At 59.2% G+C, this 20957-nt stretch carries 16 protein-coding genes and 2 pseudogenes; 8 read left to right on the forward strand and 10 right to left on the reverse strand.

The window, feature by feature from the left end; all coding sequences use genetic code 11:
- Positions 1-460: 460 nt before the first annotated feature.
- Complete coding sequence (locus tag YUU_RS0140590; RefSeq protein ID WP_156944797.1) at positions 461-1570, forward strand: tetratricopeptide repeat protein; 1110 nt, start codon at positions 461-463, stop codon at positions 1568-1570.
- A 415-nt stretch (positions 1571-1985) separates the two neighbouring features.
- On the opposite strand, the gene YUU_RS0140595 is transcribed toward YUU_RS0140590, so the two are convergent.
- Both YUU_RS0140595 and YUU_RS0140605 read right to left on the reverse strand, forming a co-directional pair.
- The gene (locus YUU_RS0140595; protein WP_156944798.1) at positions 1986-2861 is read right to left on the reverse strand and encodes a hypothetical protein; all 876 of its coding nucleotides are present in this window, start codon (positions 2859-2861) and stop codon (positions 1986-1988) included.
- Between the two features lie 1201 nt (positions 2862-4062).
- Positions 4063-4500, reverse strand: a complete 438-nt coding sequence (locus YUU_RS0140605) for a hypothetical protein (protein WP_027527391.1) — start codon at positions 4498-4500, stop codon at positions 4063-4065.
- A 439-nt stretch (positions 4501-4939) separates the two neighbouring features.
- Between YUU_RS0140605 and YUU_RS0140610 the strand changes: the two genes are divergently transcribed.
- The gene (locus tag YUU_RS0140610; protein ID WP_027527392.1) at positions 4940-5947 is read left to right on the forward strand and encodes an ABC transporter substrate-binding protein; all 1008 of its coding nucleotides are present in this window, start codon (positions 4940-4942) and stop codon (positions 5945-5947) included.
- 213 nt (positions 5948-6160) lie between these two features.
- Complete coding sequence (locus YUU_RS0140615; RefSeq protein ID WP_027527393.1) at positions 6161-7150, forward strand: ABC transporter substrate-binding protein; 990 nt, start codon at positions 6161-6163, stop codon at positions 7148-7150.
- A 487-nt stretch (positions 7151-7637) separates the two neighbouring features.
- Here the strand turns inward: YUU_RS0140615 and YUU_RS0140620 are convergent, their stop codons facing one another.
- Positions 7638-8576, reverse strand: a complete 939-nt coding sequence (locus YUU_RS0140620) for a LysR family transcriptional regulator (RefSeq protein ID WP_198031923.1) — start codon at positions 8574-8576, stop codon at positions 7638-7640.
- 149 nt (positions 8577-8725) lie between these two features.
- Here YUU_RS0140620 and YUU_RS0140625 point away from each other — a divergent pair, with 149 nt between their 5' ends.
- Positions 8726-9601 carry an ABC transporter substrate-binding protein gene (locus YUU_RS0140625; protein WP_027527395.1) on the forward strand — a complete coding sequence of 292 codons (876 nt, stop codon included), beginning with the start codon at positions 8726-8728 and terminating at the stop codon, positions 9599-9601.
- A gap of 359 nt (positions 9602-9960) precedes the next feature.
- Here YUU_RS0140625 and YUU_RS0140630 read toward each other — a convergent pair whose 3' ends face one another.
- The gene (locus tag YUU_RS0140630) at positions 9961-10863 is read right to left on the reverse strand and encodes an ABC transporter substrate-binding protein (protein ID WP_245288255.1); all 903 of its coding nucleotides are present in this window, start codon (positions 10861-10863) and stop codon (positions 9961-9963) included.
- A gap of 223 nt (positions 10864-11086) precedes the next feature.
- Positions 11087-12652: a tetratricopeptide repeat protein gene (locus YUU_RS0140635; protein WP_027527397.1), complete on the reverse strand. Its 1566-nt coding sequence runs from the start codon at positions 12650-12652 to the stop codon at positions 11087-11089.
- A 153-nt stretch (positions 12653-12805) separates the two neighbouring features.
- On the opposite strand from YUU_RS0140635, the gene YUU_RS0140640 reads away from it, so the two are divergent.
- On the forward strand, positions 12806-13036 hold the full coding sequence (locus YUU_RS0140640; RefSeq protein ID WP_027527398.1) for a DUF1127 domain-containing protein: 231 nt from the start codon (positions 12806-12808) through the stop codon (positions 13034-13036).
- Positions 13037-13676: 640 nt separating this feature from the next.
- Here YUU_RS0140640 and YUU_RS53495 read toward each other — a convergent pair.
- The 4 genes and pseudogenes from YUU_RS53495 to YUU_RS59460 form a co-directional block, all read right to left on the reverse strand.
- Positions 13677-14900 carry a vanadium-dependent haloperoxidase gene (locus YUU_RS53495; RefSeq protein ID WP_245288256.1) on the reverse strand — a complete coding sequence of 408 codons (1224 nt, stop codon included), beginning with the start codon at positions 14898-14900 and terminating at the stop codon, positions 13677-13679.
- A gap of 60 nt (positions 14901-14960) precedes the next feature.
- Positions 14961-15461 carry a hypothetical protein gene (locus YUU_RS61775; RefSeq protein ID WP_245288257.1) on the reverse strand — a complete coding sequence of 167 codons (501 nt, stop codon included), beginning with the start codon at positions 15459-15461 and terminating at the stop codon, positions 14961-14963.
- A gap of 210 nt (positions 15462-15671) precedes the next feature.
- Positions 15672-16046: a hypothetical protein gene (locus YUU_RS62985; protein WP_371260566.1), complete on the reverse strand. Its 375-nt coding sequence runs from the start codon at positions 16044-16046 to the stop codon at positions 15672-15674.
- Positions 16043-16461, reverse strand: a pseudogene (locus YUU_RS59460) (SOS response-associated peptidase family protein); the annotation flags it as partial. The pseudogene YUU_RS59460 and the gene YUU_RS62985, both read right to left, overlap by 4 nt.
- A 509-nt stretch (positions 16462-16970) precedes the next feature.
- Here YUU_RS59460 and YUU_RS0140670 point away from each other — a divergent pair.
- Complete coding sequence (locus YUU_RS0140670; protein WP_027527399.1) at positions 16971-17330, forward strand: nuclear transport factor 2 family protein; 360 nt, start codon at positions 16971-16973, stop codon at positions 17328-17330.
- On the opposite strand, the gene YUU_RS61780 is transcribed toward YUU_RS0140670, so the two are convergent.
- Positions 17248-17682: a hypothetical protein gene (locus YUU_RS61780; protein WP_371260567.1), complete on the reverse strand. Its 435-nt coding sequence runs from the start codon at positions 17680-17682 to the stop codon at positions 17248-17250. The two genes, YUU_RS0140670 and YUU_RS61780, sit on opposite strands and share 83 nt — an antisense overlap.
- A gap of 626 nt (positions 17683-18308) precedes the next feature.
- On the opposite strand from YUU_RS61780, the gene YUU_RS0140675 reads away from it, so the two are divergent.
- On the forward strand, positions 18309-18710 hold the full coding sequence (locus YUU_RS0140675; RefSeq protein WP_027527400.1) for a hypothetical protein: 402 nt from the start codon (positions 18309-18311) through the stop codon (positions 18708-18710).
- A 540-nt stretch (positions 18711-19250) separates the two neighbouring features.
- Positions 19251-20645 (forward strand): annotated as a pseudogene (locus tag YUU_RS53510) (IS1182 family transposase); the annotation flags it as partial.
- Positions 20646-20957: the final 312 nt, after the last annotated feature.

A 20957-nucleotide genomic window follows, 5' to 3' on the forward strand; every position in this document is an offset into this window, starting at 1 on the left:
GGAATGTTCAGCGACCAGCCCGGCCCGCATTCGGGTCACCAACCAAAGTCGGCGGCAACTCGAACTTCATCGGCAGCTCGACCAGGGAGGTCAGCGGGCGTTGCCGCGGCAACATTCATTCGGCGCAGCTCCCGAATCTAATCATAAGGTTCAACGCTAGTACATCAGAAATCCGGCGTGCGTCCTCGATCTCATCCGCGAAAGCAGCGGCGGCCTGAAGGTATCGGATGATCTCGCTGCATTTGTCTCGCATCCATTACCTCCAACCGTACAGCTAGGCCTCCTCTAGATGGACCGATGGGTTACTGGCAACTGCTTCTGTCTTGCACCTCCTCAAGAAAGTGAGCTGCTTCACATGCTGTGGCTTCTCTTCATTGATATAAAATAAACGAGACAACGGTTCTGCTAGGTGTTGGCTGATGGCGCCCGTGATCGCGCCGAGAGAATAATGGAGATGACCATGAGTGTGGCGCCCCTCTTTCAAAGGGTGGTGATCGGTGCTGCCGAGTCGTCATTAGATGTCGCGGGGTCTGCGCTCTTGCCGGGCGCTTGGCCGATCGTGAAAGGAGCTCTTACGCCTGTGCTCGACCGCTTAAAGCAGCGGTTTGGGGGACAGGATGTGACCGCGTCAAAACAGCTTGCAACCGAGGCAGCGTCGCTATTTGAGCGGGACGAACACCTACAGGAGCTGTTCCGTACTAACCTGCTCGCCGCCCTGGATCCGGTCGTCCGCGGACAGCGGGAGATCAGTCAGGACGTGGAGAAGCTGATGTTGATTGCCCTCGGTAACACGCGAGCGCTTGAGGACTTGCTCGGCGGGGTGACGAGGATTGAGGAGGTGCTTGCTGGCGGCGTCAGCCTAAAGCCTGATGACATGGAGAAGCTGGCAGTAACGGTGGCGCGCTATGTCAAGGCGAACGACCAGACACGCGCAATTGCGCAGCAAGAAATGCGAGAAGTCGCCGGCGAGCTCATCAAGCGCCAAGCCGCGCGCATTGAGGCGCGCGCGGTCGAGCTAATTCGGGAGCATAAGCTGGAGCGAGCAGCGGATGAAGTGCGGGAAGGATTGGTCTTGGTTTCAGTGCTGCTGAACGAGGCACCCTCGGATGCCAACGTCAAGGTACTGCTGGGCTATTTCTACAAGGCGATGGCTCAAATATTTAGCGAAACCGACAACAAGCTCGAGGCAGGTCTGTATCTCGACCGCGCTAGTGAAGTTTTCGAGCTAGTTAAGGATGTTATCCCCGCCGACAAGAAGACCATAGACAACGTGGCGAGCGCTATCAATGGGCTCGGCGACGTGTACTACGGACGAGGAGAATTCGAGAGGGCAATCGACAACTTCCGCATTGCCACCACTCTGGCGCCGACCTACGCCAATGCATGGCACGACATGTTCGGGGCTTATGTCGGGCTGGCGTGCGCGGGCAAGATCAACCTCAAGGAGATGCGTCACGCGCTTCAGAAAACGAAGGAAACCGGCCAGGGCATTCCTGGCCTCGATGCTGGATACATCGCCCAGTTAGAAGATACCCTGCGCGGATGGGAACAACAGGTGGAGCAACCTTGAGACCATCTCCCTCAAGATCCCCACTCTGCTGAAAAAAAGCGTGCGGCGCGACAAACCGCCCGCTGTCAGCCAGCGATCATTGGCAGTGGTGCTCAACTCACGTAATCACCTCGACCTGTGCCTTCGTTATGGGAAGATTTATGAGGCACGCCCTACACACAAGCGGCCGCGACGCTGGCGCAGATCTGGACGATCAATCTGACCCTCAGATTCCTAATTCGCTGATACATCGGTCAAATAGCAGTCCGATCAAACATATGACAGGACGCCCCTCACGAAAGCACAGCGCCGAGCACCGGAACGTGCTTTCAGAGCTCAAATATTCAGCGGGATGCTTGTGTCTGGCCAGACAAGTCTCTCGGACGGCACTCCGCATCGGTGCAAGCACTCGGACCCGGGGCGCGCCAGGCTAGATTTATGTCGGTCCGAGCAGCCTTCCGAAGAGAGCATGATGCGAACGGGTCGATCTGCCCTCGCGCGCGCACACGCGCGAGGACCAACCTGAGTGCATGAGGGCGTGGCCTGCCAGGGAGCCATCAGAGGCCTTTATTTCCTTAACATTTGCAGCCGGAATAATGTGATTCGAACCGCTCCTCGTAACTAGGCGGTAGTCGGAGTCGGTTCTCTCGTATAGCCAGGCCTGATCTAAGCTTGTACCCTGAACGACCTCCAAGCTTACGAGTGGGTAGGTCTGTTCCGGGTCTGCTGCTTTGAGTCCGTCTGACATTCCGAGGGTGTAACTTCGGCCCCATGACAGAACGACCATTGCTAAGATTAGAACCGCAGTCATTGCGTACAGTTCGTCGCCAACAAGAGACGACAAAACCGGGTATGCTGCGGGCCAAAATGCGCAAGCGACGATAGTGGAACCTGCGCGCACTAGCCTGTTATGACTCCAGTGGCGAACAATTGGAGATACGATCGACTGAGAGAGCATGACTAGCGGGCCGCTCATGCCTGAATAGGCCACGCTTAGGATTTCCTTCTGATCATAAATTCTTTCACCGACCGTCGGAATTTGCGTGGCGACCAGCGATACAACGAGGGAGTAGACCAATACGCCGACCACATGCCGGACTCCCAGCAATCCGCCGTGGAATAAGCTCGAATATGTAAAAGACTGCTCCGACGATCCACCGACAGAGAGGAGCGACGCAATCGGAAGTCCAAGTTCCTTGCGACGTACCTTTTCCCGCTCGTACCACTGTCGCTTGCCATACCAGCGCGCAATTCCGGCGCAGATCACAAACATCGAGAACACCCAGACATAGAACAGGTAATTTTTCGCCAAGTGATCGATCGAGGGTTGGACCCAAGCAGGCATCATCATCCTCGCGAGTAAGGGCCGATTGCAAGGAGCTTTTGCTTGAGATAGCCATGGCGCCAGAGCTTTGATCCGGACTTGGTGACGAGCATGCAAAGCCCGCCACTGCTAGCTTTCGTGGAGTCTTTCTCCGCCGGCTCGAGGTGCCGGAAGCGGGTTCCGTTCTTGGCGGGCATAGGTTCGATTCCATCCGAGCTTGCGATACCAACACCCATCTAGATATCAGCGTAGGTACCGGGCGAACGTGATCGAAAGCACATTAGCCGGAGAACAAACCAACCGATGATAGAATAGACCGTCATCAGTTGGCGGCTGGCTGCTAAGCTCTAGACTAGGACGAGATGTAGCGCTGGTCATGGCGGCGCCCGTCGGCTTCGTCATGAAGCGCGCCAAGTCGCGAATGAGGAAGCTTGCCAATCCCTCTTGTTGAAAATGCGAGAGGAAAATCTGGTGAAGTTCGACATCCACAAAGGGCGATGGATTATCGCGTGATTTCGTGAATGGCGCGGCCGTCCAGCGCTGACCCGCGGCTTATCCTCATCTGCTGAAGGCGCGAACATGGCGCTGTGTTCTCGGTGCAACATCGCTTTTCTTCCATTGAGTGTCGCAATTTTTTGGCCCGCACTCCCGACCGGCTCGGTGCAAGTTTGAAAAAATCGGGGCTGGGTCGTTCGGTAAGCAATTAGTTTTGAGGACCTCGGCGCGGTCCGCAGAGCGCGAATGCTCTGCGGATATTTTCCTGTAATGAGCCTCCAAGCGGATCGGGGGTGTCGTGTGGCTAAACGGAGATTCGATGAGGTCGCTGTTCATTCTCGTTGCTATCTGCTTTTCGGGCACCGTATTCGCTCAAACTGCGCCGCCCAAAGTCGGAAACAAAGTGCTGGTTCAGGTAAAGCCGAAAGTGCCGACGGGTTGCAAATTCGTTGGAGCGGTCCGGGGCACAAAGCTATGGGCCGGTGATTGCGCAGGGCCAGAGCTTAGGGGCTCGACAACCACGACTTAACATCAAGCCTTGCCTGAGGAAGCGACCGGATCAATCACGCCCGATCCGAAAGAGTAAAATCACTCGCGAGCCGTCCTAGCGACCAAGCCCTGCGGCGCAGCGAAATGACGCTATGGGTGGACGAATGCAGATCCTGCCGCCGTGGCGGGCTCTTACTTGGCTAACTTACGTCCGCCGAGGAGGTCGCTCCGGTGGCTGAGGATTACTGGCGGGATTGGTATCGTATTTGGATATTCGCCCGATAAGCCCGCTACTGGCGAGCAGTTGAAGATCAGCCTCGATCGCGTCGGCAATCTTCTTGTCATAGACCTCGCGACCGTCCACGTAGACCGTAAAGGACTTCAGATATTTTTCCTTCTTCGACGGGTTCTCGATCGTCGCCTTCGTCCACTCGTAAAGCGGATAACATTCGACGCCGTGCTCTTCTGCGGCGGCGACATATTCCGCGAAGGCGTCGAACTGACACTTAGCAAGCGCGCGATGCGTGGCTAAGATCTCGAATAGCTGCGCCAGCACAATGTCGGGCGCTTTTCGATGTATCGATTCCGCCACGGCGGAGTCGTTTACATCGAATCTAACCTGATACTGCCACTGACCGGTCATGCAACTATCGCCTTCCGGCGGCACGATCTGCCCCTACCGAGACTAGGTATCAGCTTTTGGAACTTCAAGATGGCAAGCAGGGTAGAATGTCAGGTCCGCACTGTCCGGCCGACATCCAACACCGATCTCACGGCAGATAGCGAACGAGCCGGCACGACATAACATGATGCGGTGCTCATCCAAGGCGGTCGGTCTAACCGCCTAGCCCGATTGATTTGACTCAAATCCACGGCACATACCGCCGACCCCCGTTTAAGCCCTCGTGACGATCGCACCGAAGCCGGTCCAGTTTTGGCTTCAAGACTGACGGCCGTGCAAGGCCGTTTTTACACGGCCAAGACCCATAGCGGACAGTGCCGACGCTGTCAGACGGTGCTGGCAGGCTGATGGTTCTCATGCTTTGATAGCCAAGGTCGAACCGAACTGTGCCGGGCATAACATGAAACGACGCACGTTTTTGCGAGCCGCCGGAAGCGCGGCCATCGCGTGGCCGGTGCAGGTGTGGGCTCAAAGAGATCCGAAGCCGCCACTGGTGGCAGTGCTGTTCCCGGGCACTGAAGAGGCGTTAAGGCCAAGGTTAGCGGCAGTGCGTGGCGGGTTGAAGGATGAGGGGCTGGTAGAAAACCGCGACTTTGTTCTCGAGACGCGCTTCGCGAGCGGAGAGTTTTCAGAGTTGCCCCGCCTCGCACAGCAGCTGGACGCGTTGAAGCCACGGGTCTTTGTAGCCGCTGCCCACGCGGTTGCCACTGTACATAGCTTACGACCCGACGCTCCACTGGTATTTACCGCCATGGCCATTGATCCCATCGCGGTAGGACTTGCCGAGAGCTACACAAGGCCCGGCGGGACGGCCACCGGTAACGTGATGAACGCAGTCGGGGGCGAGGAGAGCCTAACAGCGAAGCGCCTTGGATTTTTCAGGCACTTGGTCCCGAATATCCGGCGGCTCGGCATGATCGGAGTTGCGGATTACGGACTCGCGCGCCTAGAGACCTCCGAAGAAGCGGCGTTGCGCAAGGTGACGGAGCAATTGGGAATCGGCTTTGACAGCTATGCGGTCAAGCCCACTGTAGACGATCTCGAAGGGATCCTTTCGAGGGCGTTGAGCGATGGCGTCGAAGCATTCTACCTGTCCGGCGATCCAGTTCTGACTTACAAGATGTCCTTCGTCGCGCCACGTATTCTGACGACCGGTAAGCCGACGTTTGGACCTTATCCCGATTGGGCGCGAGCCGGTTTGCTCTTAACCTATTCAAGTGATGCCATAGACGGCTTTCGGCGCGCCGGGGCCTATGCCGCGAAAATCATCCGTGGCGCGAAGCCTGGCGACTTGCCAATCGAGCAGGCCAGCAAGTTCTGGCTGGTTCTCAATCTCAAGACCGCCAAGCAGCTCGGGATTAAGGCTCCGCCAGAGCTGCTGGCGGTGGCCAACGAGGTGATCGAATAGTCGAGCAAGTCTCCCATTGGCCCCATCGCGTCATTTCGCGGCGATGCGGAATTTGGTGGCTATTGGGGCATAGCGGAAATTGACAGGCCGCCGTCGATCACAGTGGACGACGCAGATGACCCACAAGCGACATTGCCTTGTCTCAATCTAACTACTTCCAGACCATCGGTCGGAACGGCTACGATGCCCGACGTGTGCCGAGGGAGTGAACCGATGAGACGGCGCGAGTTCCTCATTGCACTTGGAGGCGCGGCGGCCTGGTCGCCTTCGGTTAAGGCACAACGGCCGGTCTCGCGAACTGTGGGCGTGCTCGAGCTTGGATCGCTCGAAGGAGCGCGGAGAAGCTTTGGTCCTGCACAACGCCGGCTGGCCGAAATGGGCTATGTTGAGGGCCGAAATCTAGCGCTTGAATACCGTTGGGCAGACAATCGCGATGACCGACTTACCACGCTCGCTGGCGATCTGGTTCAGCGTCGTGTAGACGCGATCGTTGTATTTACAGGTCCGGCGATCGTTTCCGCGAAGGCCGCGACCACATCTATTCCGATCATTTTCATTACGGGCTTTGATCCCGTCGAAAGCGGATTTGTCGCAAGCTTGAACCGACCGGGCGGCAATGTGACCGGCATTTCGGTTCTCAACACAGAGGTGGCGGCCAAGCGACTGCAGGTGCTTTGCGAGCTGTTGCCAACAGCGAAGTCAATTGGGCTCCTCTACAGTCCAGCAAATCTTCTATCCGTATCTGGGGCTGACCGCATCGCGAAGGATTTGGAAACGGTGGCGCAGGCCTTGAATGTGAAGCTGCTGTACTTCGACGCAAGGAGCTCGGATGATTTGGAGAGAGCTTTCGGAAACATGAAAAGCGCAGGGTTGGATGGAATATTAGTTTCAGCTGACGCATTGATGATTCAGAACATTGAAAAGGTTGTTGCGACATTAGCTCGACTCAACATACCGACGGTCTATCCAATTCGGGCGTTCGCTGCCGCCGGCGGATTGGCGAGTTATGGAACGGATTATCCCGAGGCTTACCGACAATTAGGTGATTATCTTGGCCGGGTGCTAAACGGCGAAAACCCGGAAAACCTGCCAGTGCAGCGAGTCACAAAGGTCGAACTGGTCATCAATATGAAAACCGCCAAGGCGCTTGGCATTACTGTGCCACCTGCGCTACTCGCTCGCGCCGACGAGCTGATCGAATAAGGAGGCATTGCGGCGGTGAATGAGTCTGTGTTGGGCCCAACGCCGCGAAGTCTGGACCGGCCGTTGGTCGGAGCAGTCATGTGTTCGGCCTATTTACGCGGTACACAGATGACCGCTGGCCATAATGCCCTCCACGGATCAGGTCCCGATCAACAGCACGCATTCGAAGATGCCTTGGCCAATGTGGGTTGTCCTGATCGCCGGATCGACCGGCGCTGCATTAAGTGTCGCCCTTCCAACCGTTACGTCACACCGGGATATCCGGCGCGTTTCCTTTATGCCGCGAGGGCGGCCGGCTCCCTGTAGCGCTCACTCCTGGCCATCATGGCCCATGCCATGCGGGCGATCTTGTTGGCGAGCGCGATCGCAGCAACCTTGGTCGGTCGACGCGCCAGCAGCTCCGTAAGCCAGGGCCGATGCCCTGTGCCATGGTGGAGGAGTCGTCCACCGCATGATTGGCGGACATGATGGAATAGTGTAGTTCCGATCAGAGTCGCCCATTTCGCGACTTTGCGAACAGATCGAACGATGTTGTCCGGAACCATCGATGGCCCGGATCGCGATGACACCGTTCGTGCCAGTATTGCGCGATCTCGACGGGAGGCAGCGGAATAGAGGGCCGGAACGTCACCAGACCGAGCTGCTCGGCAAAGTGTCTTGCGACATTCTCGGGCACCGTTGCAACTCCATCGGTTCGCGACGCAACCACCGCAGCGGCAATGAAGCTCGACAGACGAAGCAGAACGCGCTCCGGTGCAAGTTCGGATTCAAGCGTGTGCTGGACCACGCGATGCGCCGCGTGCCCGACATCTGACGCCATGACGACGATGTGGTTTGCGGTACGAAATCCTGCAGCCGTGCGTAGCCTGGCCAGTCTCGGGTGCTCCCTCCGCGCCACGCTTACATAGCTGGTGAAATAGAGCCGCTGCCGACGGAGCCCGCGCGGCGCCGAAGGGAAGGCGCCAAGCGCTAGGTCGGCTTCGCCCGACTCGAGCTTCATTTCGAAGTGTCTGGAATCGAACGGCAGCGCGCGCAGGCTGAGGCTGCTTCCTTCATTCGCCAAGCGCGTGAGCAGCGGCGGCAGGAAGACGACTGTGCCGACATCGGTGACCAAAAGGTTGAAGACGCGCTGGCTTGTACGCGGATCGAAAGAGGGTGCGGTCTTGCAAAGAGCATCGGATGCAGCCAGCAGGTTTCGCAGTGGTTCGGCCATCGCGATCGCCCTTGGCGTGAGCTGCATCGCCTGGCCATCGCGGATGACCAGCGGGTCGCCGAAGTGGTTGCGAAGCCTTGACAGGCTCTTGCTGATGGACGGCTGGCTGGTATCGAGCAATTCTGCCGCGCGCGTCAAATTGCGCTCGCGCAGCACAACGTTCAGCGTTCTGAGATCCCGCAAGCGAAGATCGATGGCATCCCGACTTGGCATGATCATCATTCCTGTTCGGGCATAGCCGCCATCAGAGCCCGGCATTAGGGTGCTGTCAACCTCGCTTCGAGCGCGCAGGCTGTTGGAGCCGGTTACGCCAACCTGCCTACGCCAGCCTGACATTGGCTCTGCCGGATAGGAGAACACCGATGGCCAAGTTCATCATCGAACCACACTTCCGCTTGCAGGAATGGGTCGCGGAAGAAAGGGGCCACTTTCACCTCGAAGGCCTAGATTACGAATTCCGGGAGCTCATTCGCTCAACGGGCGGCGCACACCACAAGACAACCGGCAAGTCAGGCGCCTTCCAGAGCATCGAGAAGGGACGCGAGGCCAACGTGACGTGCGCGTGCCACTGGACAGTCAACGTGGCCGCTTCGCGGGGTCATACCAAGCTCTATGCGGATGCTTATTCGGTCGCGCCTGCGGGAATTTTCGTCCCCTCCGATTCCAGGATCACCACGCCGGCTGACCTTGCGGGGGTTCCGATCTCGGTCGGCTATCAGTCGGGCAGCCACTACGCCACGCTCCAGGCGCTGGAGCAATATCTGCCCGCCGACCAGATCGAGCTGTCGTTCGAGGAAGGCATGTTGTTCCGCCGCCTCGAGCTGTTTCTATCGGGTCGATCGCCTGCGGTAGCTCTGTTCGGCGGTCCCTATTATTTCGCCGAACAGCTGGGCTTCCGCAAGATCATCGATAACACCTTTATGATCGCGGCGATGATCAATGGCGATCCGGAGCCGGACGACGTCCGCAAATATTTCAGGGCCCTGAAGCGGGCGCAGCGCGACATCGATTTGCGACCCGACCTCTACACGCACTATTATAAACGCGAGTTTCCAGAACATTTCCACGCCATGATGGACACGCGGCGCTGGGGACCGGGCGAACGGATCGTTTTCGAGCCCTACGACAAAGAGGCCTTTGAGAGGTCGTTTGACTGGATAGCCAAGCACGGGATCTTCGAGCCCGGACAAATGGGCTCGGGCGACTACGAGCAGGCTGTCTTTCTCGCGGCTGATTAGCTTGGCGCTTACTTTGAGACGAGGAGGTTCCTCGGGAGAGCCAATTATCTCAGCCTTTGCTATGGCCTATAGCGTCATTAGCAAATGTCCGCTTCTGTGTCGTTTGACTACGAGGACCACGCCAAGCTACCGCGTTCACGCGGGATTTTACGAAGAACCAAAGGCCAGAAATGCGGTCCCAATACACAAGAGGCGAGCGGTCCCGCGTACCCGCGCCGCGGCGTCGCCCCAACGAACGGCAAAGCTGTCGGACATAGCATTGTCCGTTTCACCGCTGAACCCCGACATTGGAGCAGCGCACCAGCATGTTCAGAGTTTGGGCCACGTCCGGACTCATGCGGCGCAGCAAATCTGCATCGTCATTCGATCGCCTCGTCGGCGCGGGCAAGCAGGCTCGGCGGAATTTCAAGTCCGAGCGCCTTTGCAGTCTTGAGATTGATAACCAGTTCGTATTTGGTCGGCTGCTCGACCGGCAGATCGGAAGGCTTGGTGCCCTTGAGGATCTTTCCCGCGTAAGCACCCACCAGACGAAAGGCAGCTATGAGGCTCGATCCATAGCTGATCAGGCCGCCGATAGCGACGAACTCGCGCCACGCATATATCGCCGGAACGGCATGGCGCGATGCCAGCGCCACGAGACGCTCGCGCCGGGTGCTCAAGAACGGATCCGCGCCGACGATGAGCGCGCCCGCATGCAGTTGGACTAGGGAGGCGAAGGCGGTGTCGATCTCGCTTTCGCTGCTGGCTTTCAGGACATGGAGCCGCAACCCCTTCGTGTGCGCTGCTTCCTGCACGTCTCGAGTGGTGCGCTCGGCAGTCGTATTGTTCGGGTTCACCAGCAGGGCGATCACCCCAGCCTGCGGAACCAGTTCGGAAAGCAGCTCAAGGCGCTTAGCCGTCAGCTCGTTGGGGACGAAGCTGACCCCCGTGAGGTTGCCGCCCGGATGGGCGAGGCTGGCGACCAGCCCGTCTGCGACTGGGTCGGCGCCGCCCCTGAAGACGATCGGGATTGTCGAGGTGGCGCTTTTCGCGGCTCGTGCCGATGGCGGGCTGCTCGCCATGATCAAATCGACCTTGCGGCCGACGAGATCGGCGGCCAATGCAGACAACCGATCGTAATTGTCCTCCCCCCAGCGGTATTCGATCGCCAAATTCTGACCCTCGACGTAGCCGGCTTCGCTCAGTCCCTGGCGGAACGCGTCCATAAAGGGTCCATAAGACGCGCTGGGCGGCCCGGCGTAGAGGACGCCGATCACCGGCATCGCCTTCTGCTGCGCGTGCGCAGCGAACGGCCATGCCGCCACTCCGCCGCCGAGAAGTGCGACGAATGTCCGCCGCCTCATGAGGGCTTTCCCTCCTGCACAGACTCCAGGCGAGCAGAGGCTATCATATTCTATGCTTCACTGAGCCGACTCCAGCGAGCCGTGCCATCACCTCGCCTTCGGGCCAAAGGCGGTCCTCCGAATACCTGATCGGCATTGAGGGTCAGTCGGGCAACCCCGCTTTCCGAAGCCCCTCGATCAATCGCTTCGCCTTTGCCTGACCACCTCGGGCGATATAGGTGGATATTGTAAAGGTAGGATCGTGCTCGAGCACACCGGCCGCCGCCTCACGCGCCTGCGCGTTGTGGTCGAGATGGGCAAACGCGCATGCCAGACACCGGTATGACGCCGCATGAGCGGGGTTCTGACGAACAGCTTTCTTCGCTGCCATGATCGCCTCGTCAAAGCGACCGAGCTCGATCAAGGCCATTGCCATTCCGATGAGCGACCGATGAAGTAGCGGATCGACCGGGCTTAGACGAATAGCACGTTCGAAGCTCCTGATTGCTTCTTCATGCAGCCCCGCAATTCGATACACCCAGCCTCTGCCATGCCACGCCGCAAACGCATTCGGGTTGAGTTCGACCGCGCGATCCGCCATCTCGATCTCGCTCTCGGAATCGCCAACCATAAAGGCCGACACGGTGGCAGCATTTGCCAACGTTACGGGATCACTGTCGTCGATACTCAGCGCCAGACAAAAAAGGCGAATCGCCTCCTTGCGATCGAATTGCGGATCGACAGAGTAGCCCATGGTAATGTTGAGGGTGTGGCACAGGCTTGCCAAAGCCGCAACGACGCCGAACCGCGCGTCCAGCTCCAAGGCTCGATGAGTGAGCCTTATCGCCTCGGCGAACCCTTCGCGAGTTGACGCGTAGTACTGCGGCAAGGCCTGAAGGTAGCAATCGTAGGCCGTGAGGTTCTCTGGCTGCCGCCGCGCTGCGACCGCAATTTCCGTTTGAAGCAATTTCGGCTCGATGGCCGAGACGACGGCAACCGCGACTTCGTCCTGGAGAGCGAACACGTCCGTCAGGTCGCGCTCGAACCTGTCGGCCCAGATGTGGGCGCCCGTCACCGCATCGATCAACTGCCCCGCGATGCGAACCTTGCCCGATGATTTGCGTACGGACCCCTCAAGAACGTAACGCACGCCAAGGCTTCGCCCGACCTCCTTGATATCGACCGCCTTGCCCTTGAACGAGAAGCTCGAGTTTCGGGCGATGACGAACAGCCATTTGAACCGCGTAAGGGCCGTGGTGATCTCTTCGACCATGCCGTCGGCGAAGTACTGCTGCTCGGGATCGCCGCTCATATTCTCGAAGGGCAACACGGCGATCGAGGACTTGTCGGGGAGCGCAAGTGTGGGTTTGGACGAATCCATGTAGCCGGGGGAAGTCACCGCGACGGCGGGCGGCCTGTCCTCCTCGTGGACCACACCGACGAAGCGAAAACCCTTTCGTGGCAATGTCTTGATGAGGCGCTGTTCCTCGCCGGAATCGCCGATCGCGCTTCGGGCCGCATTGAGACGGGTAGTCAGCGCCACGTCGGACACGATGCGTCCATTCCAGATGGCACTCACCAGGTCGTCCTTGCTGACAACACGCTCCCTGTTTCGGATCAGGTAATCGAGCAGATCGAAAACCTGCGGTGCGGTCGGGACGACTTTGGACCCGCGGCGGAGTTCGCATCGGTCGGTGTCGAGAGCGTAGTCCTCGAAGAAATAGCGCACGCTATCGCTCCCTGGTCACCTCACGTACTCAAGCACCGCTGAGGGCTGAAAGAATAAGCCGCCTGTAAGGAAAATGTAAGCCGGATATCAAGCGCATCCTGCGACGTCCTGACATCCTTGCTTTGTTGGACGCATATACCGGGGAGATTTCAGATGGCTACAACCTACGATGTGTCCGCGTCGAGACAGACCTTCGCGCCGGTTCGACTTGGGCTGAGCCTGCTCGCCAATTGCCGCGCCGCCCTTCGCGAAAGGCACGAACGCCGACGGCTACAGGCCAGGCTGTCCGACCTGAGCGACATGGCGCTCCACGATATCGGTATCTCGCGCGGCGAGATCGACTACGTCGCCGCGCACCGAGATTTCGATCCACGAGCCGTCTGATCCGCAGGATGACTGCCACGTTCTGATAACGGTGGATGGTTGGAATTGGAGACGTCCGGGCCTGCCAACTCCGTTCCTATTTCGTCGAAGCCCTTATGCTCAACTTCGCTTTTCCTTCGACTTCAGCCTCACCTCGAGTTGCTGCCGAATTGCCTTTAGAAGAGGCCGCAGCGCCACGCTGACGAAGCTGCCAAGAAGCATGAGCCACGTCGCCAAGGCCGAGCACCACAATAGATCTTCCAGTAACTTGGGCATGGGTCATGGCCTCCAAAATGACTTCCTGAAATGCGCGGAGTGTCCCTCAGCTGAGGATCGGCCACACGCTCGTAAAAGTAGCAGCAGTCGCAGCCGTAAAGAGCAGGCTACTCGCGGCTAAGCAATGCAACCGACGCTGCCCGCCGGCACCCAGGTCTGCTGGCTTCCGTTTATCGGCTAGCTGTCTCGGCAGGAAATGCCCAAGTTATCGCAGGTGAGCGCGAAGGCTTCTTTCGCCTTAGCGTCCTCGAAGCAAAAGCGCGAGCCGATGTCGGCGCGGTCGCACTATTGCCGTCCTCCAACGTCAATCCGGACGCGCATAGCCTGCCGCTGCTTTGCCGAATGCAAGCCGACGCCTCACGCTAGGGGCGCCGCCCGGCTGCTGTCAAACTGTCACGCGGCTGCCGTCGAAGCGCGTGAAGGAGAAGCCGTCGAAGGGCTCGCGGAGGGTAGCGCGTTCGTCACGTAGCATGGCTATAGCCACTTCCTCGCCGAGCGCCATTGAGGCAGCGGCGTCGGAACGCCAGTGGATACCAGCCCAATTGCGTCCGAAGCCGAAATTCACCGCGAGCTTGTTCAACTCTCCACCAACCGTGAGCGGCGGGCCGCTATAGGACATGAGCGTCGTCGGGTCAGCCGGATCGGGCTGTACCGGGTTGGAGATGACGCGGCTCTCGTCGAAAAACGCCTTCAATATGGTAGCCGTGACGGCACCAACGCTCGTAGCACCGCCGGGATAGGTGGAGTGAAGGGGCGCGGCCTCCGGATAGGTTTGGGACAAAAGGTAGTTGCCGTATTTGGCTTTACTGCGATCGAGCGCTTCCGATTTCAGAAAGTTATCATGCAATGGGTAGTCGCTGGCGCCATTGGCGAGGCGTTGATGCGCCAGACCGCCATAGGCTTCCGGTCGCACAGCCCGATGTACAAAATACTTCTGCCAATAGGCGGCGCGGACGGCGTTACTGATCCCCGTGGCGAGTAGTTCCTGCACATGGGGCAACCCGAAGGTGGCACCGGCAGGGCCTTGGGTCTTTGATCTACGATACGGGTTTGATGGGTAGGACACGGCCTCTGCCGGGGGAAACATCCCGGAGTAGCGCTTGTCCGTCCCGCCAGCGGGGGTGGCAAGTAACAGTGCCGCCGCCCAACCAAGTGCAGGACCAGTGTGGATATACTCCGCGAGGTCTCTTCCGGTTGTGATGTATCGCGGTGTCGCGTCGAACTGCGGCTGCTGCTTTGGCGCGGCGCCGTTCTGGATCGCAAGCCACTCGTCGTAGTCGGTCAGGAATTCGCTGGCGGGCAACGCGGTGCGAATTTGAGCACTCATCCACTGTGCGGCATACGGCACGTCCCGAAGCAGGAATTGCGAGATCAAGGGGCCGTCCAAGACGCCCGGGGGCGTGACAGAGCGGCCGTTCGGGTCAGCCGGGTCGAAATAAAGCGCGTTGGCACGCAACAGCGAACCGGGCGTGACCCGCCCACCGGACTTTGGTCCGCGGAAATCGGCAAGCTTGTTGAGTTCCTCAGTCGCGGCGAGCACGTCGCGATTGGAGGTGTCGTCGCGCAACTCGGTAAGCGGAACATCACGAAGCAGGGATTGCCAATACACCTCAACCGCCTCGCCGCCGCGCTCCGCACTTGCGAGGGCCGGCGCCGGGGGAATTCCAATCTAAGTAGGGTTTATACCGCTGAGACTGACGGCCTCTGTGCCTACCGGATTGACCAGTTTGCGAGTACCGCCTAGCGGGATCTTCTCGAAGTCAGCGGGATCACCCGACTGGCAAGCAGTATAGAGGGCCTGCCATGCCGCTTGTTCTACTTCGCTGCGTTTATCATGCGGCAGGCCCCGTGAATCGGAACCGATCCTGTTGGTGTAGCGCGCCTCATCGCCATTCGTCGGGTGTGGAGCGATCGGAATTTTCTCGCTGTTGCTCGCACAGATCCCTCGGACTTCGATGGCGCGGCGCTTGAACTCCGCGTCGAGGGGGCGCGCGTCCGCGCTCACAGGCTCTGCGGCCTCAGCGATTCCCGGCATGCTCGGAGTAGACGCAAGCACAGCGGCGCCAACCGCGATACCGGCCCGGCCGACGAGCAAACGGCGAGTGACCGTGGTGGTTGGCAAGGCTGACGATGTCAGGGGTTCAGTCGAAATTGTGGGGTGATTAGGCATGGAGATATCCTCCCTCGCAGGCACCGCATGAGGCAAAAGCGATGTGACGGCATTCCGCGCGTCCTGTGCACGCGGAGAGTGCTCGTGAGAGACCGGCACAAAAGAATTGTCGGTTTAGGAGTCGATGCTTGCCGATAGCATCCCAGCTGCCCATTCAGTCCTAACGGAGATGTCGGCACATCCCGTCTGAGGAGCGGCTTCAACGAGAGCCTAAGCGGTCACACGGCTATTCAAAAGAGGGCTCCTACTTCCCGGTGTGCGGCACAATGCCGCCGAAACTGGTGAACGCATCTCGGGATGGGTCCGACATAAGGTGCTTGGGCAAGGTGACTGCAATGCCAGTCCTTTCAAGAGCCGGACATAGGTCCCACTCTCGTGCAGCTCGAGCCAGCCGCGCTCAACCGCCATCTTAATCTCCGCGCCGAACCCCTCACCGCTCGCCTTCAGTGTGTACAGGAACGGCGCGTTTATCTTCTCCATGTGGATGCGGCCGTCTTGGACGGGCTCAATGCCGCTGGCGATCTCGACCAGCTTGCGCGCTGCGACTTCCGGGTTGGTGAAGGGGCGTTCGGCGGTGAGTTTCATGCGGTGGCCCGATCTTCATTCGATTCACCACGCGCAACGACCTTCAGGGCATCATCCGGCAATGGCCGCTGCAACGCCTTCGCCTCATCCCACGGCGCGCGCATCCAGACGTCACGCTCTTCGTCCGTGGTCAGGATGACCGGCATGGCCTTGGGGTGGATCGGCGCAACGACCGCATTCCCGCGGTCGTCAGGAAGCCGTAGACCTGATGCGGCCCTGGCACACGCTTCGACTTTGGGCCGCGATCACCATTGAAGGTTGTCCAGATGCCCGCGAATGCGAAGAGCGGGCGATCCTCATTGAGCGCGAACCAGACCACGTCCTTTTTCTTGGTCGCTGGGTTCGGCTCGGGCGCGTACTCAGCGAAGCTGTTGGCCGGGACCAGGCAGCGGTTCTCGGGCTTGAGCCAGCCCCGCGTTGGTCGGCAGGGAAAAAGAAAGTATGGCCGAAAGATAAGCTGAAATTACCCCGGCTCAAGGCGGCCCTTTTGTTTAGCGGAGTAAACATACGTGAATTGACGGAACCGGCCCTGCTGGGCATCCTGCCATCACTCCAAGTCCGCAACGCATACCCCTCAAACCCCCGGTCTCACCGGGGGTTTGATTTTTGCTTGGCAATTGTCGGCCGTCAGCACGCGCAAACTCGGGACGACTGAGCGCGTCAGAAGCTGACTGACTGCTAGTACCGTTGCAGGAACAGGCCGAGGACGAGCATCACCGGCGTGAACAGGCTCTGCAGGATCATCAGCCACAAGAACAGACGATCTTTGCCCATCAGGGGGCCAACACTTACGCCCCTTGGCATGTTGAGATCGGTGCCAAAGTGCACACATGGCGCTGTTCGCCAAAGCATGCTGCGCTTTCATGTTGCAATTCAGCAGACGCGTCCTAACCTACGGGCGACAACGGCATGTAGGTGAGGAATATGTCCTTTCACCCGATGGCCGCTGCGGTTGATTGGCTCGATGCCTACCGCGCTGGCGATGTCGATGCGATTTTAGAAATGTTCGCCGACGACGCTGTGATCCATTGCAGCTGCGGAAGCATAAAGATTGTGACCGAGAAAGAAAGCCTACGAGCTTATTGGGTCCAGCGTATAAGGGAAAACCCCGCGTACGGTTTTGACTACCTCTACCCGACAGATGGTGGAGCAATGATCTCCTATATCGTGCGCGACCGGGCAATTGCCGCGGTGTTGACCTTCAATGCCTCCGGGCAGATCGAGAGGCTGAGCTGCGGCACGTCCAATTGGGCGGGAAGCCGCACTGACCGAAAAGGTCTATAAGAGCGAGAGCTGGATCGCTTCTGCAAGCCCCGCCGCGCAACTCCGAACAATCCGTGCACCGCATGCGCCGCTCCAGCTCGTGGATCGGCGTTGACTTCGGTCTGCGCACGATATCCAGGGCGACGGTCTGATTGATGTCGCAACCGAGACATCGGACTTCAAAATAGAGGTAACCCGCATTGAGGGCATCGCCCAGGGTAGGCGATGGCTGCGCCGGTCCCTTGAAGGCGAGCATGCTCTTATTCCACGCCTCGCAGGCGAGCCGGTCGGCTTCCTTGCGTGCTTCTGTCGCCCGCTCTGCCGCTGCCCGGACCGAGCCGCCGTAGATGGTCTCGCGTGATTTGGTGCCCATGCCGGGAAGATGCGCCGCCTGGCACGGCGCAGGCAAGCCGCTATGGATTGCGGTGGACAACGCGACAGGCTCTACCGAGCGACGCCCAAGGGGGCGGCGGCAAGATCAGGTCGCAAACAATGTCGGATAATGAATTTATCAGCAAAAACAATGTGCGCAGATCGGTCAACCCTCTTCGCAGGGGAAGGGCCGCTGAGAGGCGTTTGGCTCGCCTGGTGTCCGGTAGGTCCGGGGTCGGAAAAACCTCACGGACGGGGCTGCGAATCTCGGGGCACGATGCACTGATGTTCCGCTTGATGGATACAAGGTGTAATGTTCTCCATTGAATGCTAGAGCCACCGGGAGAGTTTTTAAAGCAAAGCGTACTTCACGACGGGAGGACGTTCATGAAACGCCACCGGCACAAACAGGATAGGACGCTGGGCGAGCGACTTATCAAGGAAGCTAGAGCAGCAAGGGAAAAGGCAGATCAATTGCCGCCCCAAGGTGCGGAGCGGAAGCGAGATGACCTTTTAGAAAAAGGCCCGCGAAGCCGATATCACTCCATAGGCGGCCTGAGACGGTTGTAGCAACGATCATCCGGAGATTGCGCACCATTTTGGAGTTGTGAGCAAGGAGACTGCGCCTTGAACCTTCTTTGCAAGCTCCTCCTCTCGAGCGCTCTTGGCCTGCTGGCAACGTTCGTCCATGCGCAGGAGGGTGAGCAGAACCAGGCCGCTCATAGCCACCATCCCGCTCAGGAACAGCTTCTGCACGAGAGGTTTTATTCGACGTGGCACATGCCTGATAATCCGGCGTTCAGCTGTTGCAACAATGCGGACTGCTACCCGACCGAAATCAAATCTGTCGACGGCAAGATCTATGCGAAGCGCCGGGAGGACGGGAAATACATTCTCATTCCGTCCCAGAAAATAGAGCGGAACAGGGATAATCCCGACGGCCGCAATCACCTTTGCGCTCCACCGCCGGGCTTCGCGAAGAACGCCGTCGATACCGTCTACTGCTTCGCGTTGGGCGGCGCCACATGAACGGGGTCCTGGGTTCGAGCCCAGCGCGCTCACCAGTCGCTCGACCGGCATTGGGCTTCATCGGCTTCGGTCCCGGTGGCTTGTCGAAGGTCCGATGCGGCTTGACCTCGCGCGCCTCGCCTCGACCTCATCAATGCCGCGCCACCGATTAGTGAGCCGGAACACGTTGACGAGGCGCGAACCGGTTCGATCTCGATCAGGCCGAGATGGAGCGATGGCGACACCGCCTTCGGCGCGATGTGATGATCCAGCTTGAAGTCAACGTAGGACACGCTCACGCTGTCGCCGTTGCCGATGGCCAGTTGGTTCCGGCTACAGGGCCAGCCACAGTACCGCCAGCGCGACCATAACGACGACCGCCGCGACGCATCAGTGATCGTTCGCTCCTGTTGCGGCGCGTTGGATACCTCACTTCCGCTTGCGGCAGCTTAGCGGACCATACCCGGACTTGCCGCTGGCTCAGTCGGTCGCGAATGACCCTGGCCGTGTGAAAACACAGTACCGCTGTTATGATTCTCCCGTGATTCTGAGGGGGAATTGATGAGGCGCTTCGTTGAGGAGGCGGATCGTGGGCAACGGATGCTCCTGCCTGAATGCCTCGATGATTTCATTGACGAGAACAACCCTGTTCGCGCGATCGACGAGTTTGTCGATGCGCTTGATTTGGCCGAGATGTGCTTCGGTGGAGTTACGCCGGCGGCGACTGGCCGGCCGTCGTATCACCCCTCGGTTCTCCTGAAGCTTTACATCTACGGCTATCTGAACCGGGTGCAGTCAAGCCGGCGGCTGGAACGAGAGGCCGGACGCAACATCGAGGTGATGTGGCTGCTGGGTCGGCTTGCTCCCGATCACAAGACGATCGCGGACTTCCGCAAGGACAACAGCCTGGGGCTGCGTAAGGTCTGTGCGCGCTTTGTCGAGCTCTGCCGCGGGATGGGTCTTCTCACGACGGCGCGCGTCGCCATTGATGGGAGCAAGTTCAAGGCTGTGAACAACCGGGACAGGAACTTCACGCGCGCGAAGGTGGAGCGGCGGCGTGCTCAGTTGGAGGAGAGCGTCGCGCGCTATCTGAGCCAACTTGACACGGCCGACCGACAGGAGCCGAGCGAGGCGCTGGCGGCGAAGGTGACGAGGCTTACCGAGAAGCTGACGAAGCTGAAGGGGGAGATGGGCAAGCTTGCTGCCTACGAGAAGCAGATGCTTGCTTCGCCGGATCAGCAAATCTCCCTGACCGATCCGGATAGCCGTTCGATGGCAACCACTGGCCGCGGATCCGGCGTTGTCGGCTACAATGTCCAAGTCGCCGTCGATACCGACCATCACCTGATCATCGCGCATGAGGTGACGAACAGCGGCTCAGATCGGGCACAACTTGCCAATATGGCCAGGCAGGCGAAGGCTGTTCTGAAGACTGAGACGCTCGGGGCCGTTGCCGATCGCGGCTACTTCAGCAGCCCGGAGATCCTCGCCTGCCACGAGGCCGGCATCACAGTAACTCTACCCAAGCCGATGACTTCGGGCGCCAAGTCGGACGGACGCTTCGGTAAGCAGGACTTTGTCTATTTGCCGGAGGAAGACGCCTATCGTTGTCCGGCCGGGGAGCGATTGCCGTATCGCTATACAAACGAAGAAGCCGACAAGATGCTACGGCGCTACTGGACCAACGCCTGTAAGAATTGTTCGATCAAACCCCAGTGCACGCCCGGGTCAGAGCGACGGATCACGCGATGGGAGCACGAGGATCTGCTCGACGCCGTGCAGCAGCGGCTCGATGCGAACCCGCTCGCTATGCGCCTTCGTCGCGAGACCGTCGAGCATCCGTTCGGCACGATGAAGGCACGCATGGGAGCGACGCACTTCCTGACCAAAACTCTCCCAAGGGTAGCCGCCGAGATGGCCCTCTCGGTTCTGGCCTATAATCTGACCCGATGTATGGTCCGGCCGCGCGTTGCAAGAAGATTTCGACGACCTGGCGGTGAGCGGTCTTGCATCAATGTATCCGGCCTCTGTTTGGAGCGTTGCTCCGGACCATCATGGATATCAGCGCGCATGCGAACTGATTAGCGGTCAGGCCTCGACCGGGCCATTCGGGTCACCAGTGTTCGCATGCGCCGGGAAGACCGATCCTCCATACTCGTCTTATCTTCTCGCAGACCTCGGCGGGTAAGATTACATCGTCGATGGGTCTCTCCTCATTTCATGGCTGTTCCTTTGTTCGTGCCTGGCGGTCGTTCCTTCGTCCCGGCC

The organism is Bradyrhizobium sp. Ec3.3, assembly GCF_000472925.1.
GTDB lineage: Bacteria > Pseudomonadota > Alphaproteobacteria > Rhizobiales > Xanthobacteraceae > Bradyrhizobium.

What these genes read in the sequence shown, in the direction of transcription:
- YUU_RS61780 (WP_371260567.1), bottom strand. Translation starts at nt 17,682, where the DNA reads ATGGGCACCAAATCACGCGAGACCATCTACGGCGGCTCGGTCCGGGCA.
- YUU_RS0140620 (WP_198031923.1), bottom strand. Translation starts at nt 8,576, where the DNA reads ATGCCAAGTCGGGATGCCATCGATCTTCGCTTGCGGGATCTCAGAACG.
- YUU_RS61775 (WP_245288257.1), bottom strand. Translation starts at nt 15,461, where the DNA reads ATGCCTAATCACCCCACAATTTCGACTGAACCCCTGACATCGTCAGCC.
- YUU_RS0140640 (WP_027527398.1), top strand. Translation starts at nt 12,806, where the DNA reads ATGGCTACAACCTACGATGTGTCCGCGTCGAGACAGACCTTCGCGCCG.
- YUU_RS0140590 (WP_156944797.1), top strand. Translation starts at nt 461, where the DNA reads ATGAGTGTGGCGCCCCTCTTTCAAAGGGTGGTGATCGGTGCTGCCGAG.
- YUU_RS0140615 (WP_027527393.1), top strand. Translation starts at nt 6,161, where the DNA reads ATGAGACGGCGCGAGTTCCTCATTGCACTTGGAGGCGCGGCGGCCTGG.
- YUU_RS0140630 (WP_245288255.1), bottom strand. Translation starts at nt 10,863, where the DNA reads ATGCCGGTGATCGGCGTCCTCTACGCCGGGCCGCCCAGCGCGTCTTAT.
- YUU_RS0140625 (WP_027527395.1), top strand. Translation starts at nt 8,726, where the DNA reads ATGGCCAAGTTCATCATCGAACCACACTTCCGCTTGCAGGAATGGGTC.
- YUU_RS0140605 (WP_027527391.1), bottom strand. Translation starts at nt 4,500, where the DNA reads ATGACCGGTCAGTGGCAGTATCAGGTTAGATTCGATGTAAACGACTCC.
- YUU_RS0140670 (WP_027527399.1), top strand. Translation starts at nt 16,971, where the DNA reads ATGTCCTTTCACCCGATGGCCGCTGCGGTTGATTGGCTCGATGCCTAC.
- YUU_RS62985 (WP_371260566.1), bottom strand. Translation starts at nt 16,046, where the DNA reads ATGAAACTCACCGCCGAACGCCCCTTCACCAACCCGGAAGTCGCAGCG.
- YUU_RS0140610 (WP_027527392.1), top strand. Translation starts at nt 4,940, where the DNA reads ATGAAACGACGCACGTTTTTGCGAGCCGCCGGAAGCGCGGCCATCGCG.